11 protein-coding genes are annotated in these 18,749 nt (G+C 41.8%); all 11 read left to right on the forward strand.

The window, feature by feature from the left end:
• Window positions 1–6: 6 nt before the first annotated feature.
• Genes HMPREF1212_RS11335 through HMPREF1212_RS11385 form a run of 11 tightly spaced genes read left to right on the forward strand, consistent with a single transcriptional unit; the run spans window position 7 to window position 18,720 of the window.
• On the forward strand, window positions 7–477 hold the full coding sequence (locus HMPREF1212_RS11335) for a BrxE family protein (RefSeq protein WP_046149421.1): 471 nt from the start codon (window positions 7–9) through the stop codon (window positions 475–477).
• Entirely contained in the window at window positions 477–1,241 is a 765-nt protein-coding gene (locus HMPREF1212_RS11340) for a BrxA family protein (RefSeq protein WP_046149422.1), read from the forward strand. Before HMPREF1212_RS11335 ends, HMPREF1212_RS11340 begins: the two co-directional genes overlap by 1 nt.
• Window positions 1,228–1,788: a DUF1788 domain-containing protein gene (locus HMPREF1212_RS11345; RefSeq protein ID WP_046149423.1), complete on the forward strand. Its 561-nt coding sequence runs from the start codon at window positions 1,228–1,230 to the stop codon at window positions 1,786–1,788. Before HMPREF1212_RS11340 ends, HMPREF1212_RS11345 begins: the two co-directional genes overlap by 14 nt.
• A 3-nt stretch (window positions 1,789–1,791) precedes the next feature.
• Window positions 1,792–5,445 (forward strand): BREX system P-loop protein BrxC, encoded by a 3,654-nt coding sequence (brxC, locus tag HMPREF1212_RS26675; protein ID WP_046149424.1) that lies wholly within the window; start codon window positions 1,792–1,794, stop codon window positions 5,443–5,445.
• A gap of 14 nt (window positions 5,446–5,459) precedes the next feature.
• Window positions 5,460–9,386, forward strand: a complete 3,927-nt coding sequence (gene pglX / locus HMPREF1212_RS11355) for a BREX-1 system adenine-specific DNA-methyltransferase PglX (RefSeq protein ID WP_046149425.1) — start codon at window positions 5,460–5,462, stop codon at window positions 9,384–9,386.
• A 13-nt stretch (window positions 9,387–9,399) separates the two neighbouring features.
• Window positions 9,400–11,880 (forward strand): PglZ domain-containing protein, encoded by a 2,481-nt coding sequence (locus tag HMPREF1212_RS11360; RefSeq protein WP_046149426.1) that lies wholly within the window; start codon window positions 9,400–9,402, stop codon window positions 11,878–11,880.
• A 3-nt stretch (window positions 11,881–11,883) separates the two neighbouring features.
• Window positions 11,884–14,031, forward strand: coding sequence for a BREX system Lon protease-like protein BrxL (gene brxL, locus HMPREF1212_RS11365; protein WP_046149427.1), 2,148 nt, complete (start codon window positions 11,884–11,886; stop codon window positions 14,029–14,031).
• Window positions 14,032–14,033: 2 nt separating this feature from the next.
• Window positions 14,034–15,875 carry a KAP family P-loop NTPase fold protein gene (locus tag HMPREF1212_RS11370; protein ID WP_046149428.1) on the forward strand — a complete coding sequence of 614 codons (1,842 nt, stop codon included), beginning with the start codon at window positions 14,034–14,036 and terminating at the stop codon, window positions 15,873–15,875.
• A 1-nt stretch (window position 15,876) separates the two neighbouring features.
• Window positions 15,877–16,704, forward strand: a complete 828-nt coding sequence (locus tag HMPREF1212_RS11375; protein ID WP_046149429.1) for a hypothetical protein — start codon at window positions 15,877–15,879, stop codon at window positions 16,702–16,704.
• Complete coding sequence (gene qatC / locus HMPREF1212_RS11380) at window positions 16,691–18,034, forward strand: Qat anti-phage system QueC-like protein QatC (protein WP_052724977.1); 1,344 nt, start codon at window positions 16,691–16,693, stop codon at window positions 18,032–18,034. Before HMPREF1212_RS11375 ends, qatC begins: the two co-directional genes overlap by 14 nt.
• Entirely contained in the window at window positions 18,031–18,720 is a 690-nt protein-coding gene (locus tag HMPREF1212_RS11385; protein ID WP_046149430.1) for a TatD family hydrolase, read from the forward strand. Before qatC ends, HMPREF1212_RS11385 begins: the two co-directional genes overlap by 4 nt.
• The last annotated feature ends 29 nt before the right edge of the window (window positions 18,721–18,749 follow it).

Raw genomic sequence — 18,749 nt, forward strand, 5'->3', positions numbered from 1 at the left:
AGCGATATGGAAAATATAGACATTATAAATCTACTGAAATTGCGATTCGCAGTTTACAAGGCAGGGTGCGCCAAAGGGCTTTGGCCTTGCTTGGAAGATAATGCGGCAAAGGAGTATATGACTTACCTTTTCCCGAAGTCATCCAATTTGGCCTTCTATAACCTGATGGTTAATATCGTTCAGAAGACACAAGAGAAGTTTATACCCAAAGAAATGTATAGCTTGTTCAAATGTCCTATTCAAATAGAGGAAGAACTGTATTCATACCTTAAGAGTCATCTTCATGAAGAGATTGATTTAGGCATGGAACCGTTGGAGTTTATTCAATCCATGGCCACCATCGTATGTGATCCTAAGTTCGATGTGGTATATATTGGTCAGCTTTCTGACAACATAGACAATTCACTCAGAGTGATGGCCTATCATTATGCTAATTTATTCACCAACAGCAGTAGCTGTTATCCATACTTCAACTAATGAGAAATCCTAAATACACTACCCAACTGACTCATGGCACAGGAATGATTAATGAAACATTGTCCCTGCTATCTGTTTACCAAAAAGGAATGGATAAGGATGCGCTCATTAAGTATGTGAAAGAGAATGATTGCTTGTCATGTAAGACTGAGAATAGACTGGTACATATTATTTATGATGGATTCTACAAACGCTATATGAAGGTGAACCCTAATGTGCCTATTTGGTTAAAGATGATTCGTGAGCGAGGTTTGTCCTTGAAGCATTTTACTCAACTACTGATGGTATATTGCGCTCGTGAAAATGCAGTTTTCTTTGATGCCGTGATTAACGTCTTAAATCAATGCAAAAAAGACAGCCTGCGAATCATGGAAAGAGAAGATGTTGCCAAATACATCAGTCAGCTCGTGACAGACGATAAAGCAAAATGGAGCGAATCGGTTCAAAAGAGAAATACTTCTTATGTACGTTCTTGCTTCATTGATTATGAAATGATCAATCGTAAAGGAGAGATTCTTCCATACGAGGTGAATGATTTCACCATTCTCTATTTCATGCACGAACAACACTTTGCCGGACTATCAGACATGGCTATATGGGACATGGAAGAATGGAGTCTATTCAATCTCTCTCGTCATCAGGTATTGGAGCGAATTATGAACCTCAGCCTAAAGGGGGCTTATATGGCTCAAACTTCTGGTGAATTACTGACAATTTCGTGGAATTACAAATCAATGGAGGAGTTTATCAATGCAACTATATGAACAAAAATTTGAGGAAGCGCTTAGCTATCTGAGTCGTCCTGACATTCTGAACCCTACGGGTGACCGTCCCATCTGCTATGTGAATTACGACGTGGAAGATGCGATGGAGGTATATCGTATGATTCCTGTTCACTTGATTCCAAAAGCAAAATTCCATGGCTTTGCAGATGTGAAAGTTCTGTCTATTGGTAAAATGCTTCAGGAGTATATTCACAACCAGGAATATTACGATGAAGTCTGGATTGAAGAAGAAAATGAATTTGATTTGTACGAAAGCATTCGACAAGAGATTCAAGACAATTCAGTGGTGGCCAATGCCATTCTTCAGACCCAACAGGAGATGATGGCTACCGTTCATCCGCTTCTCATCCTCAAGGATCTTGAGTTGTTGCATCCTTATGATAAGATTGGACGTATCGAGCAATTGATTTACAATAAAATTGATATACCCATCTTAATACTCTATCCCGGTAGTGCCCAAGGTATTGCCAGAACGTTTTTGAATATTTATCCTATGGACGGTAGCTATCGTTCTAAAAACTTCTAAGATATGAATACGATAAAAGAACTTTTTGATTCGTCCAAAGATATAAATCGCCGAATAGAGAGTGTTGTTACTTTCGCAGATAACAGCGAAGAAAATCTGAAGAACGAGATTAACGAATATGTAGTGACCGACAAACTGCACGATAACTATGAAAAGGTTATCGAGGAATTGGAGTCGGCATTTCGTGATTCCTCCAATGAGGTTGGTGTGTGGGTATCCGGATTTTATGGTTCGGGTAAGAGCTCCTTTGCCAAATATTTGGGTTACTCTTTCCAGCAATCTTTGAAAGTGGATGGCATTAGCTTTGGCGAAAAGCTAATGAACCGCATTGAGGACAACGCTCTCAAAACCTTGCATCGTGCCGTTATCCAGAAATACGACCCACTGGTCATCTTGATTGACCTCACTACCGAAGCTACAGCCGGTATCACCTCTACCGTGAGCGATATTATGTACTACGAAACATTAAAGCTCATTGGCATTAAAGCTACTGACCCTAAGTTGATGGACTTTGTATCTATCCTCCAAGAAGAGGGTAAGTACGACCAGTTCTGCGACATGGTGAAGGGTGAAGGAAAGGATTGGGAAGCAATTCAATCAAAGAAATTGATTGCCAACAAATATGCAGCTAAGTTTGCGCCCGTTATCCTTCCTGAATATTTTGCTTCTTCAGAGGAATACAACTCCATCAAGGTGGATTCTGTAGAAAATGAAACAGACCGTTTCAAACGTCTTTGCGCGCTGGTGAAACAGAAATACGGCATAGAACGCATCATCTATGTCCTTGACGAGGTGGGCCAATATGTGGCTGCCAGCGAAGATTTGATTCGTAGCATGCAAGGTACCATGCAAATCTTGAAATCTCAATTCAAGGGAAATGTATGGCTCATAGCTACGGCTCAGCAGACCTTAACTGAGGACAATCCCCAAGCACAAGTTAACTCGGATAAACTCTTTAAGTTGAATGACCGATTCCCCATCAAGGTGGATATCGAAGCTGATGACATCAAGGAGATTATTACCAAGCGTTTGTTAGGTAAATCCCCCAAGGGGAAAGAATACTTGACTGACCTTTTCAACCGCAATGAAGCTTCTATCAAGCTGGAGACACGTTTGACCAATATGGAACGATCTCTGTATATGAAGCCATTGACAGGTGAACTGTTTGCAAACCTCTATCCCTTCTTACCGGTACATATCGACATATTGTTGGCTCTGCTTCAAAAGTTGGCCAGTAGAAGCGGTGGTTCTGGTTTACGTTCTGTGATTCGTCTGATTCGAGATTTATTGGTAGATGGCCATTTGGCCGACTGTGCTATCGGCAAGATGGCAACACCCGATTTGTTTTATGATACCCTCCATACCTACATGGAGAAGAATCAAGACTTCCGTGAGATAGTCATCTCAGCCAAGAAAGCCATTGAACTTTACAGTAGCAATCCATTGGCAGTAAAGGCTTGTAAGACCATTGCCATCATGCAGCTGTTGGACGATTTCTGTTTGTCGTTTGATAACCTTTGCTCGCTGCTGTTCCAGCAAGTGGGTCATCCATTGAATAAACCGGAACTCCGTGCTTTGCTTGATGAGATAAAAGATACTCCAGGAGTAACCCTTCAAGAGATTGATGGCCGTTTCCGTTTTATGACCAATGCCATCTTAACTGTACAAGATGAACGTTCACGCCTCAATGCCACCGACTCTGAGAAGTTTAAGGTAATGAAAGAATTGGTTCTTGATATCCTTTCACCAGCTCCCTCTGTCAGCATCTACGGATCAAAGACCATTAACGCGACAGTTGAACTTTGCCGTGGCCGTCAAAATCCCGTACTCATCTCTGGTGGAGACATCAAAATCAATGTACGTTTTGTAGATGCCAGTGATTTTGAGAAGACACATAATGCGCTTCTCACGGAGAGCACCAAGGTGGAAAATAAGCAAACTATGTTCTGGCTCTGCACATTGCCTCAGGATATTGAACTTTTGCTGATTGATGTGGTGAGGGACGAAACCATCTGCAACAATCACCGCCACGACACCAATAAGGAGATTCAGGACTATCTGCGTGCCCAACAGGCTGATGCAGAAAAAAATCGACAAGAGATTACACGCATTCTTCGTCAGTCGCAGAATAATAGCGAAACCATCTGCAAGGGTTCTCCTACATCTGTAAATGGCGAAACATATAAGACTCAGGCCTTAAAAAAGTTTGCAGAGGATGTTTATGACAAATATCCTTTGGCCTCACGTAGCATGCCTACCTCTGTGGTTAGCGACTTGTTGGCTTATGATGATGCGACCAAGCTTCCTGCTTCGCTCAATCCTTTTAAGATTGTAGATGATAACGGTGTAATAGATACCAGCTATGCAGCTTTTGCTGAAATAAAGGACTATATTGCTTCACACAGCGATGCCAATGGCGGACAATTAGCCGACTTCTTCAGCCGTGCCAAGTACGGCTGGAGCAAAGATACCATCCGCTATCTGGTAGCTCTAATGTTAAAGGCTGGCATGATAGTGGTAAGAAGTGGTGCCCAGTCGTTTAAGATGTTCACCAAAAACGCAGCCGAGGCCATGAAGAACAATACTTCATTCGGCCACCTTGGTCTTTCGCTCAATACGGATGCTCACTTGAGCCCGGCAGAAATGATGGAGGCCATGAAGATGCTCAAGGAGCTGTATAACCCACAAGGATTAACGCCTATACCTGCCAGCATAGCCAAGGCTGCTTTGAAAATTGCGACGCAACGTCGTACCAAAGTAGAACAACTTAAAGAAACCTTTGAAAAGCTTGAAATGGCAGGAACCAGCACCATCAGTCAAGCGGTCAACTATCTGGTGAAGATTATCGACTCAGAAGGTGCTGAAGCTCCTTACCTCTTCGCCAAGGATAAGGCATGTGTTGATTCCTTGCGCTATGTCAATCAAGTGCAAAAGGCGGAAGAGCAAGGCAAAATGCTTTCTTCTATCAAGAAAATAGAAAAGCGCCTGACTGATGCCCAGCGTCTGCCACAATTGCCAACCTTGGAGGATTTGAAAAATAAACTAGGTGAAGACGAACAAGCGTTCAATGACGTCATGCTCGACCCTGATTGTTTTAACCACACCTCAGAATATGCTGATTTATCTTCACGAATAGATAGCGAGATTGAGCAAGCTTGTACGCACTTCTACATAGAAGCTACCGACTGCATCAACCAAAAAAATAACGAGATTCGTACTACGGCTGACTTCTCTTCGCTGAAAGATGAACAAAAGCAAACTATAGAAGCCATGATGGGTAGAATCTCTATTCAAGAAGGTAGTACCCTCGATCGCTTGCAGGAGATGTGTAGTCAGTTCACTACTTTCTATGCACCGTTGGGAGTGTATGATAGCATCGACCGTAAGGTGAAGCAGTTCGTAGCAGACAATGTACCGCCTGTGACGATACCCACGCCTACAAATGATGGTTCTACGGAACCTACCGACGATAATACAGACCCGACGACCGATGACGGTCCGACGACGGCGAATGAACCCACTACAACAGTGGAACGTCGCCAGATTAAGCGTCACCTCACTCAACGAAGTGATGTACAAGCCATCATTGATGAGTTGACGAGTTTGTTACCCAAGATTGATGAGGGTTCGTCTATCGACCTCTCTTTTGTTGATTAAAAGATTTCACGGATATGATTTCAACATCAGGACGTAAAATATTAATGCAGTTTGTGAGTGATGTAAAAACGTTGCTCACAAACAACATCATAGCCACCCTCCAACATCACTATGGTATTTGGGCGGATGGTCGTGTTATACCCGTAGGCCAGCTCACTACAAGCGATGCCGATGTGGTATATCGCGCTCGTATGCTTCGCGGACGCTTACAACACATCAAGAATAGTCTGCCTGCAGATAGTGCTAATATCGATATGAAGGCTGTACAGCAGCTCACTGCCGAACAGGCTTTCACCATCTTGAACCGTTTCTGTGCGGTACGTATGTGCGAAGAACGGGAATTGATTATGCCTTCCATTGCTGAGGGGTACGATTCTGCTGGCTTCGTGAGTTATGATATGGTGACCGGACAAGGAGCCGTGGGTACTCGTTACGAGCGCTACTGCTGGTATATTCAGTCACTCTACGATGAACTGTCTATCGAACTGCCTTCTGTATTCGACCGCTACTCTCCTTATGGACTCATGTGGCCCGATGAAGCAACACTTACTAAGCTTTTTGAACTCATTAATAATGAGAACCTGACGGCTTTCTATGACGAGCAAACAGGCGAAACGGTTGACTTTTGGCGTGAAAACGAAACCTTGGGGTGGATATTCCAATATTACAACTCCCTGGAAGAGCGACGTAAGATGCGTGAAGAGAGCAACCGCCCACGCAACAGTCGTGAGATGGCGGTACGCAACCAGTTCTTTACACCCGACTATGTCGTGCGATTCCTCACGGATAACTCCTTGGGGCGTATTTGGTATGAGATGACAGGTGGACACACTTCTATCACCGAATTGTGCCAATACATGATTCACCGTCCCAACGAGGTGCTACCACAGCGTCCTATCAAGGATCCTACGGAGATGTCGATGCTCGACCCTGCTTGCGGTTCGATGCACTTTGGCCTTTACACCTTTGATGTGATGGAAGCCATCTATATGGATGCGTGGGACAATCAGCCTGAGCTCTTAACGAAATACCGCTATACGGAAACCAGAGAATCGTTTGCCCGCTTGGTACCCAAGCTTATTTTGGAGAACAATATTTATGGCGCGGAGATTGATCCTCGTGCCCTACAAATTGCAGCCCTGTCGCTCTGGCTCCGTGCGCAACAGTCGTGGAGCAAACTGGGTGTACCTCGTGAGGAGCGTCCTGTGATTGAGCGTTCACACCTGGTATTGGCTGAGCCGATGCCGGGCAATAAGCGTATGCTCAAACTTTTGACGGAACAGCTCGACAAACCCATGCAACGCCTGCTCGTGAAGATATGGGAAAAGATGCAATATGCTGGTGAAGCTGGTCTGCTCATTAAGATGGAGCAAGAGATTGAGGCAGAAATTGAGGACTTACGTAAAAACTGGAGCAAGGTGAATGCCACCCCGTCAGCCAGTCTGTTCGACTCTGATGAGAAGAAGGCTAAAATCATTGCAGCCTACGAAAAGACAGCGAAGTTTGATAAGAAAGAAGCCAAGGCTGCTTTCTTTGCTACGATTGTTGAGAAACTGCAAGAGGCTTTGCGCAATGTTTCCTCTCGTCTTTCTGAGGAAGAAGGCTACGAAAACACTCTTTTTGCCAACGATGCAGTACGTGGCTTCGCCTTTATTGAGCTATGCCAAAAACGTTATGACGTGATTCTAATGAACCCACCTTTTGGCGAAGGATCTGAATGTACGGTTGGTTATCTGGACGACCACTATTCCTGCTGGTGTAAAAACCTTGTATGTGCTTTCTTCGATCGTATGCAAGAATTATTGGAAGACAATGGTCTGGTAGGTTCTATCTTTGACCGTACTGTACTCATTAAATCTTCTTATGAGCCATTCCGCAAGAAGAATATATGTGGTTTTATTTCGACCTGTGCTGATACTGGCTGGGGCGTATTGGATGCGAGTGTAGAAACATCTACATTAGTATTATCTAAGACTCCTTCTGAAGAAAGGGAGGGAGTATTCCTTAACGTGCTTGATGAAGACTCTTCTATTAAGTCAGAAGTAATTAAAGGGTCTATAGAAGATCTATTCATTAATAAAAAAAGGAGCAATACATATATTCGGAAATCTGCTGAATTTGTAAACCTTCCTAATGCAATAATTGGATATTATTTTGATGAACCAATATTGAGCTTATTCAAATTCCATAATTTGGAAGATCTGAATATGACAGCTAAGAATGGAGATACTCTTACAGCAGATGTGCATTTTAGACTGTTCTATGAAATTCCCCCAAAAAGCAACGATTATAGGCTAATGTATAATGGTTCATTATTTTCTATGTTTTATACCTACTATAGAGAACTGTCTTATTGGGGAGACAATGCGGTACTTCTTCAAAACAACCCTTCTGTAGTATTAAGAAATTTATCATACCATTTTAAGCAAGGAAGTTGTTATGGAAAGCGCGGAGAAATAATTGATGCTCATATCTTTAGAAAGAATAGCGTATTTACTGTGGAAGGTTATGCCTTACCTAATTTAGATAATTATGAATCTTTCGCATCAAATGCTCTTCTAAACTCAATTCTAGGGCAGTATTCAATCAATTTGTATACAGGTCAGCATAAACAAACAGGTAATGTCAATCTTTTACCTATGCCCGACTATGCCACCCGTCAGTCTGACATCGAGCGAATTATCGCTGAGATTATCGACATCAAACGTTGGTGGTTTAGCCTAGACGAGACCAACTTGGAATATCATGGCTTCATAGGGCAAATAATTAGCGGCCATCATATTGAAGAAAGCATAAACCAGCTTCAAGCTAAACTCACAGCCGACTACAACAGCTACCAAAATTTGGTGAAGCAAAACGATGACTTGTGGATGGATTTAGCAGGGATTGAAGAAGATAGCGACTTTAGAGCAACATTGAATGCCTATAAAAGTCGTCGTCCGTATGAAGAGCTGCTCTCCATCGACGGAGCCAGCAGTGGAAATGTTATCAACAAGCAAGTGATGGCACAAGAAATCGTGATGGAACTGGTAGGTATGGCTTTCGGCAGATGGAATATCCGTTATGCAGCCAAGCCCTCCACCATTCCCGCCTTTAGTGACGTATTCGACCCGCTTCCATTTATGCCGGTTGTCTCGCTGAAAGCAGAAGAAACGATGGCTTATCCGCTTACCCTCCCTGCAGATGGCATCTTGATGGGTGACAACAATCATCCAGATAGTTTGGTAAAACGCGTGCAGGAAGTAATGCAAAGCCTTTGGCCAAATGATGCTGACGAAATAGAAAGCGAACTCTGCCAGTTGATAGGCGTGGATAGTCTGCAAAGCTATCTCGAATCACCTAATGGCTTCTTCGACTACCATTTCAAGCGCTATACAAAGAGTCGCCGTAAGGCTCCCATCTATTGGCCCATATCTTCGCCCGAGGGAGAGATAACGATGTGGGTGTATTATCCGAAACTGAGCAATCAGACATTGCCGCATTTGCTGCTGTTGCTGAGCAAAGAACGCACAGCCGCACAAAGCGACTTGACTGCCGCCCAACTGGCCAACGACAAGAAGCGTGAAGCAGCACTGCTTAGTCTGCTGGGCGATATTCAAACCTTGGAAGCCGAGCTTCAACGTGTGAACGACTTACCTTATAAGCCCAATCACGATGACGGTGTGCCTGTAACAGCTGCTCCCTTGCTTAACACTTTCCGCCACAATGGTTGGAATAAAGAATGTCAAAGTAATTGGGACGAGCTACAAAAAGGTGAGTACGATTGGAGCCATTTGGCTTATGCCCTCTATCCGGCTCGCATTCGCGATAAAGCGAAGAAAGACTGGTGCATGGCCTTGACGCATGGGCTTGAAGAGCTTTGTGAGAACAAGCCTAAAGAGAAAAAGACCCGAAAGAAGCGAAGTGGCGATGAACCTGTTCAACAAATGTTAGACTTATAAAGCTCCTACCTATATGGATATACAAGGACATATCATAGATTTTTGGATTGGTAAGACTACCAAAGAACATCCCATCATAACGGTTTACGACCCCGAAGGCAAATATTATTCGCTTTTGCCTTTGGTGGCCGAACGTGGTGTCATGGTCATTGACACAACCCAATCGTTGATTGAAAACAGAGAAAAGGCCTGTGACTATTGGATTAACGAGCTACCCAAAAATGAAGAAGCTCGTATGCTTATCTATCGTCGAACAGCCGTACCTAAAGACAAAGAGCGCGTAAACAACCCCTATATCGGTATGACCCAAATAGGTGCTCGTTTCCCTATTGGTCCCAATGACTCATACGTCAATCTCTGCAAAAGCTTTCTGCATGGAAAAACAGAGGCTATCGATGAATTGATCAAGAATGGCACCGCCAGTTTTGCCAATATCAATGCCCTGCAAGAGGGAGTCAACTATCCTGAATTGGAAAACTTGACAGGCGGTAAGAGCATGGTGGAGATTTCATTGAATCTCTTGGCTCTCACTTCAACGAACAATACCGCTTGGATGAGCGAATGGAAGAGCTTTGGCGAAAACCACTTGCCAGGATTGGACTGTAACGGCACTACCCTGAAGGACGTAAAGCAGAAGTTGTGGCAATACTTACTCTTCAGCGAATTTGTACATGACCTGCCAGACTCTATCCCCGCTGAACTCAATACAGTAGCCAAGTGCCCGAAAGAAAACATCGAGAGTATCAACAATCTCTGTCAGAGCATTCGTAATCGTGCTGACCTTCGTGATGACTATGTAGAGCAAGCACAAGCTATCACCAGTCGTCTGCACCTTGACACCCTCTTTGCTGATGCCATTGATTTAGGTAAGATTGTAACCTTCGCTTTTGAGAATAAAGTGGAGTTTAATCTCTATCTGGATCATTTACATAAGGGAAAATATGATGAAGCAACATTGTTGGTAGCCAAGAATAAGAAAAGCGTATGGTATCAAGCAGATGCCGGTGTGGCTCTGTTCTGGAACTTGACCGATCAATGTGAGCGCATGATGCAAAGCATTCGTCAACCAATGTCCGACCTTCATAACCTTAATGAAATCACTAAGTGGTACAGCGAAGAAGGCTATAAAGTGGACCATGCTTTCCGCCGCTTTCAGACGATTCTCACAAGTTCGGACGAAGATACGCCTCAAATCAGCGAATTGGCACAGTTCGTCTATCGCAATTACCGTAGCTTTACTGAGCAGATGCAAAGTCGCTATCAAAAGCAAATCGAGATAGAGGGCTATAATATTTCCGGAATCAACCGCAACATTCAGGCTTGGAATAAAGAAGTAGCACCACTCTTGTCAGCACGTAAACGAGTAGCGGTTATCTTTGCTGATGCTTTCCGCTATGAGATGGGTAAAGATTTGGCTTTGAGCTTGGAAAATAGTTATACTGTCAATGTAAAGCCATCTACAGCATACGTGCCTACCGTCACCCGATTTGGCATGGCTGCACTATTGCCTGAAGCTGAAACAAAGCTGGAATTAGTAGTGGAAGATGGCAAACTTCAACCCTATCTTGAGGGAAAGAAAGTGGAGCTGCCTGCCGACCGTATTAGTTATATCGAAAGCAAAGTTCCTGCTCATGTGAAGTTGATGGACGTAAAGTCTGAAGATTTCTTGTCTGCCAATGTTCCATCAGATGTGAATCTGCTTATCATTCGCAGTCAATCCATTGATGCTGCTGGTGAAAACATCAATAGCGTAGGCTATGCTGAAATGGAAAGCGAAATGCGTCTGTTCACCAAGTGTATTCGTGCGTGCAAGAAATCAGGTTTCGACATGGTACTTATGATGGCTGATCACGGCTATATGATACAGCCTAAATACCAAGCTGGAGATAACATGAGCAAGCCCGTAGGTACCAGTGTGATGAATGAACGACGTAGTCAGGCAGGTGACCTTAATGGAAACGAAACGTCTTGGCTCTATACCCCTGAGCATGTAGGTGTGCGAAGTCAGGTTTATCGTTTCGCTTTTGCCAAACAGTATGGTGTATATGAAAAGAATACCATCTATTTCCATGAAGGATTATCACTTCAGGAAAATATAGTCCCACTTGTGTCTGTTCAACTCAAAGAAGAACGTGCGAAAGAATCATTCCGACTGGAGTTGACCTATAAGGGTAAGAATGGTGGCGTGGTACGTGTTAATCGTCCGCTCATAGAATTGAACTTCAGTAGCGTTGACACGCTGTTCCGTCCTGAACATTGCATTGTCAAGTTGATGGTAACCGATGTTTCTGGCAATGAAGTCGGTCACGTAGTCGATTCTTCCTTCTATAACGAAACAACTGGGTTAATCTCTATTCCAAGTGAATGTGATAAATGTAAACAGCCCATCGAAATCAATGAGGGTGTTGAGGGTGACATCATTGTTATGGCGCTCGATCCTGATACCAATGCCACATTGGCTTCCATTCAATTACAAACTGAATTTGATTTTTAAGAAATGGACAGATTAGATATAAAACTGAATGAATACTTCCCTGGGAAGGTGGTGCGTAAGGATTTGCTGCATGAAATCAAGCAAACAGTAAACGTACCCTCCTTCGTATTGGAATTTCTATTGTCACGTTATTGTGCATCAGATGACCCGGACGAGATAGAGGAAGGCAAGAAAGCCGTGCTGCAAACCATCGAGAAGAACTATGTGAAGCCCGATGAAAGTAACAAGGCTCAAGCTCTTGTAGAACAGAAAAAGCGTCATAAGTTCATTGATAAGATTCATGTGAAGTATGTGGAACGCGAAAAGCGCTATTGGGCCGAAATGGAAAATTTTGGTTCAAAGCGCATAGCCATCAATCCTCAGTTCTATCAGAAGAATGAAAAGCTGCTTGAAAGTGGTATCTGGGCAGAGGTTACATTGGCCTACAATGAAGTGCAGGAGGATGATTATGCTTTCTACGTAGAAGACCTTCGTCCCATCCAGATAGCTCGCTTCGATGCCGAAAAACTGTTTGAAGGCAGAAAAGGCTTTACCACTGATGAGTGGATTGATGTACTGATTCGCAGCATCGGTATCAATCCTGATTGGCTGGCTACACGTAGCCGTTCAATCAAAGGAGACAAAGATGGCATGCGATTGAAATATCACATTCTGGCTCGTTTTATCCCTCTTGTCCAGAATAACTACAATAGCATTGAATTGGGTGGAAGAAGTACTGGTAAATCATATTTCTATTCCGAATTCTCACCTTACTCGACCTTGCTTTCTGGAGGACAGGCAAGTACGGCAACCTTGCTCTATAACAACCAACGTAAGCAAGTGGGTGCTGTAGGCTTTTGGGACAATGTAGCTTTCGATGAAGTGGCCAACATGAAAATTAAGGATGCTGATACCATTCAAATCATGAAGGACTACATGGCCAATGGCCGTTTTAGTCGTGGGCAGGAAGTTACCGGACAAGCCAGCTTTGTCTTTGTGGGAAACTTCGACTTGAATATTCCTTCAATCGTCAATAGCTACGACCATGACCTTTTGGCCACACTGCCTAAGGCGTTCGACTTCGCAGTTATCGACCGTTTCTACAACTACATCCCCGGATGGGAGATTCCAAAGATTGACGATTCGGCCTATAACAATAACTATGGTATGATTTCTGACTACTTGTCGGAAATACTTCATTACCTCTTTGACCATAATAGCAACTACTTACCTGTATTGAATAAATATCTCAAGGTAGGCGATAATGTAGAAGGTCGAGATAGCCGTGCGTTACAGAAAACCGTGCTTGGTTTCCTGAAGCTCATCTACCCTGTAGGTGAACCTACACCTGAGGAATTTGATGATATTGTAGCCTATGCACTTGAAGGTCGCCGTCGTGTGAAGGAGCAGTTGAACAAGCGTAAGCCTGATGAGGAGTACGCCCGCATCAACATGTCGTATGTCAATAAGGATGGCAAAAAGGTGGTTGTTTGGTGTCCGGAAAGTAAGGACTCTATGGCTACACAGGATCCCAGAAAGACTGGGGATGTAGAAATAGCAGAAGAACCACAGGCACCAGCGGCTCGCCCTACCCAAGCAATAAACATTTCCGCAGAAGAGAATCCTGTAGAGAATCTGCAACCTTCCACGCCTGCAGAGAATGATATTGTGTCAGAGGCTATCACAGACAATGGTCCTAAGCCAAAAACATTGTCAATTCGCTATGGTGATACTGGCTACAGCTACGATAAACTCTTTGCCGAATACTTGGAAGGAGCTAAATCCATCGAGCTACAAGAGCCTTACCTGTCCCATGGTTACCAGTTGCAGAACCTCACACGTTTTGCCGAAACCATCGCAAAGATTGGCGACTGCAAGAAGATTACCCTCACCACGAAGATGGGTGATACAATTGATGACACGAAAAGAATTCAAGATGGTCTTGAACAGCTCAAGGCTGCCCTGCAGGATATAGACATAGATTTTGAGTTTACCTTCTCGGATTTGATTCATGCAAGGTATATCATCACTGATAACGGATGGAATATCTCGCTCGACCGTGGGCTCCATATCTACCAGAACATCGGCCGCAACTTCTACCTCATGGGCTACTATGACTTAGATTTACGCCCTTGTTTAGAAACCAAAATTGTGTACACTAAAGTTGATTAAGTATGTGGTCAGACAAAGAAACAGATAGAGACTTTCTTGGTTATCAAGTTCATGCAGACCTTCTTAAGAATGTTGTGTGTAACCAGAAGAATTTGCCGATAACAATAGGGCTATATGGCGATTGGGGATCAGGTAAATCCAGTGTCCTTAAATTGATTAAAAAGTCTATAGATGAGGATGATAGAATAAAAGATAGAACTATCATTCTCTACTTTGACGGATGGTCATTTGAAAGTTTTGATGATGCCAAGATGGCGTTAATCCAAGGCATTGTTGATCAATTGGAAGTCAAAGTCGGCAAAATTGAGAAAACGAAATCTTTTTTTAAAAAGATCAAAGAGCATATTTTCTCAATGCGCACGCTTCAATCCATAGTTAAGAATTCTGTTCTTCCTATTGGAACAGCTGCAGTAACTGGTGGAGCCATAGTCCCTACATTACTAAGTTTGCTAATTAGTAATAAGGAAGAGATTAAAGAGGAAGTCTTGTCCACATTGAAAGATGCTTGGGAAGGTAAGTCTATATCCGAAAAAGAATATGCTGCTGTTCGTGAGTTTAGAGAAGATTTCGAGAAATTGATTGAAGCTACAGGAAAAGACCAAATCATTATTCTCATTGATGACTTAGACCGTTGTCTTCCGAGGCACATCATTGACAATCTTGAAGCTATAAAACTGTTCTTAAATGTCCCGAAAACAGCCTTCATTATTGCGGCAGACGAGAGCATCGTATCTGGCGCAATTAGAAACGAGTACAATACCTTGGTCGAAGATGGTAAAGATGGTCAGGAAAAGAGAGATATTGGGAATGCCTATATGGAAAAGTTTATTCAACTACCCTATAGGTTGCCCAAATTGAGCAATAAGGAAGTAGAAACCTATGTTTCGCTTCTTCTGTGTGATTCCGTATTGTCCTCTGACATATTCACACCCATACATAATGGTTACAAGGACTTTGTTCAGAAAAATCGATTTGATTCCTTTGCCTTAACTGATGCCATATCCGATATCAAGGGAGTTGAAGGACTTGATGATTTGAAGGCTAGAATTACTCATGTCCTCAAATTTTCGTCAACGATTAGTTATGCATTAAAGAGAAATCCACGTCTAATCAAGCGCTTTCTTAATGCTTTCGATATTCGAAGAGAATTACTCCGGATAAACGGACTGAACAATGACAACAATGAATTTGCATTACTTAAGCTCATGCTTATCGAACAACAGTATAATGAAAGGTTCAAAGAATTGTATAATCTCATCTCCTCTTCAAAAAATTATACTGAGCAGCTTTTAGATTTAGAAAAATATGCTACAGGGCATAAAACTGAAAACGAATGGAAAAATTGGGATAATTCTTCTCTCAAAAGGTTGATTGAAGAAGAGCCTCGTTTTAGTAGAGTTGATCTTCGTGAGTTGTTTTGGGTGTCCAGAGATAGTATAATTGATAATATTTCTGGAATATCTATTATATCGCCGAGAATCAAGGACATGTTTAATAAGGCTCTAAACGCTCCAAACAGAGATATGATAGATTACGCATCAATCAAAGCTCTGAATCAAGAAGACAGAGAAGATTTCTTCGCTCTCCTTGATAATCAACTTAGCATTACGTCAGATGATAAGAAATTACATTCTATATATCATCTCCTTATTATAAAAGATAAGGCCTTGTATTTTAATAAATACATTACAATACTAAATCGAATTGATTGCAGGAAGCTGCCTGCTCCTTTAGGTGTCTCGTTTAGAGAAATTCTAGAGAATTGCAACGATAATGAGCAAAAAGCAATAACAGATTTACTCAGCAAAAATTCCAAATTAATGGCAACTATTAATCCGAAGTAATATGGGAACATCACATAGACATAAAGCATCGGTCTCTGGGGAACCGAATTGGGGTAAAGCTTCTCAATCAGTGACTTCTACGGCTAAAGCTGTGGAAGATGGTAATAAATTGGAGAAGAACTCCAGTAATATGCCACCCAAACAATATGCCAGGGCACAAAGTCGTGTGAATAATAGGATTAGATCCAATTATCACCGTTCTGTAAGTAATATGGTTAGAGCTGCAGGTGGACGTTCAACTGTAGCTAGTGGCAAATCTTATGCAATAGGAAGAAGTGGCGTTTCATGGTTAGGAAACTTCGCTGGGAACTTACAAGATATCCAATCTAAAGGTTTGGCTAATTGGTTGGCTGAACACAATCAGACCATTGATAATAAGACAAGCAAGGATATTATAAAGCTAATCGCTCAAATATCTTCTGACTACATGGGTGGACTTGATGATACTGCAGCTCGTGAAGCAGAAATGCACGTCATTGAATTGATGGAAAAAATTATTGGTGATAAAGTGGATGCAATTGATCAAAATATAGACAAAGTACTTGACCCTAAGATGATGACTTATCTCTTGGATCAATACTTTGGCATGTATATATTTCACCATCTGGTACAAGATTTTTCAGAAAGAATAGCAAAAACAAAAGGAGAAGAACTTTCTAATCAAACTTTTGCTGAAATCAAAGATTTGATTATGGAAGATGTTCGAGTTGGCTTTGATGATGGAACTCCAGCAACAGAAATAGACTGGAAGGGCACACAAGGCCATGAATATATCACTAAAGAGTTTAACCGAATATTAAGAATCCTCTCAGCTGATGATAACGATTAAGACTACAGAATATCAACTCGTTTCTAGGAAAAAAGAGTTGTTCTTGGAGATCCACTTTAGAAGTGAATCCAAGGAGGGTATGCTCTCCAGTAATGTAACAATCAATGTGACCTATCTATCGGCAATACTTGCTAAAAGTTCAGGAACAGTATGTGGACTATTATATTTCGCATCATTGGTATATGCAATAGATCGAACATTTAAGCGTGAAATTTATTCCGTAGATGGTTGGTCTAGACAGTTTGATGTTGAGTTTAAGCTTCCTGGCAATGCGGTATTTTCTATAAACCGTATTGAAATCGAGAAGATACTATCGTTTTTGACAGGAGATTATTGGACATGTTCTTTTGCTCCATCTGATGCTCCTGTATATCAAGAGGCTGAAATACCAACGGCTTATGATGAAATATCTCAAGTTAATTTGTTTTCTGGTGGATTAGACTCACTTATTGGAGCAATAGATTTCTTGTCAAGCAATAATTCGAAGAAGGTATTTCTTGCATCCCACTATGATAGCTCAATGCCGGGGCCAAAATCAGATCAAACTGGTTTGCTGCATGTATTTCATCAGGAATATTGTCAAAAGTATATCACGTTCCCATATCATCATTCAGCAGTTATGGTGACTCCAAAGGATGGACGTGATACTACATGTAGATCTCGTTCACTGCTCTTTATAGCTTTAGCCTTAGTTGTTGCTGAATACACTCATACGGATATTGTAATCCCCGAAAATGGATCTGTTTCATTAAACTATCCTTTATCTGCTTCCAGAAGAGGTTCCTGTTCAACGAGAACTACACATCCGATCGTTATTCATAGTCTTAATCATTTGCTAATACAAATGGATTTAACCTCACAAATACATAATCCATATGAGTTTATGACAAAAGGTGAAATGGTTCGTAGTTGCCACAATCTTAATTTATTACTTAATATTGTACAGTTATCAAACTCATGTGGAAAAAGAGGTCGTAAGCAGCTTTTCTATGATGACACAAATGCTACTCATTGTGGTCGCTGCATGCCTTGTATGTATAGAAAGGCTTCTTTGATTGGTTTTAATGACAATACTCGATACGGAATAAAGCCCGAAACTCTTTATCGTTTAAGAACTCGTTCAATCTCAGATGACTTCTATGCAATGCTGAATTTCTTAAGACGAAATCTTAGTGATGCTGAGATTCGTGATGAACTCACCATAGCAGGAATGTCAAATCTACCTAATTTCGATCTATATGTAGATCTTGTTAAACGCACAAGGCATGAATTGACAGTAATGCTTAGGTCTGTAAATAGTAGCTCAATAAATGATTATTTAGGTTTATGATTATAGATACACATTGTCATTTTGATATGATGCCGACTCCGGAACTCTATCTCAAAGAGCAAGAGGCTATGCACAATATCTCGATAGGTATGACCAACCTACCGAGTCACTTTGCTATGGGCATAGAGCATGTCAAATCGTACCGATATTCCCGTCTTGCACTAGGTTTACATCCCTTGTATGCCTGTGAAAAGAAAAGCGAGTTGCTTTTATTTAATCAATATGTAGATAAGACTAGCTATATCGGTGAGATAGGTCTTGATTTCAGCAGCGAGGGACTACCAACAAAGGAAGACCAAATGATTGTGTTGAACAATATACTTCTTCAAATTGCAGGAAAGAATAAAATCATAAGCGTTCATTCAAGACGAGCAGAAAAGGTACTGTTTGATATGTTGTGCCAGCATGACATTAGGAACGTTATTTTTCATTGGTATTCTGGACCACTGACACTTATTCCACAGATAGTTGAACGTGGCTACTATTTTTCTATCAATGAAAGAATGACAAAAACAGATAGTGGTCGAAAGATAATAGAACGCATACCAGAAGATAGGATTCTAACAGAAACCGATGCACCATATAATAAGGTATGTTCAATAAAGAATACCCTTGTTGATATTGGCATCAGTGAGGAGGTCGTTTATTCTAATTTTAGTCGATTAATTTCGACCATTAGAAAGTAATTAACAAATTTGCAGTACAATAAAAGCCA

The sequence above is a fragment of the Parabacteroides sp. HGS0025 genome, assembly GCF_000969845.1.
In the GTDB taxonomy this organism is placed as follows: Bacteria; Bacteroidota; Bacteroidia; order Bacteroidales; family Tannerellaceae; genus Parabacteroides; species Parabacteroides gordonii.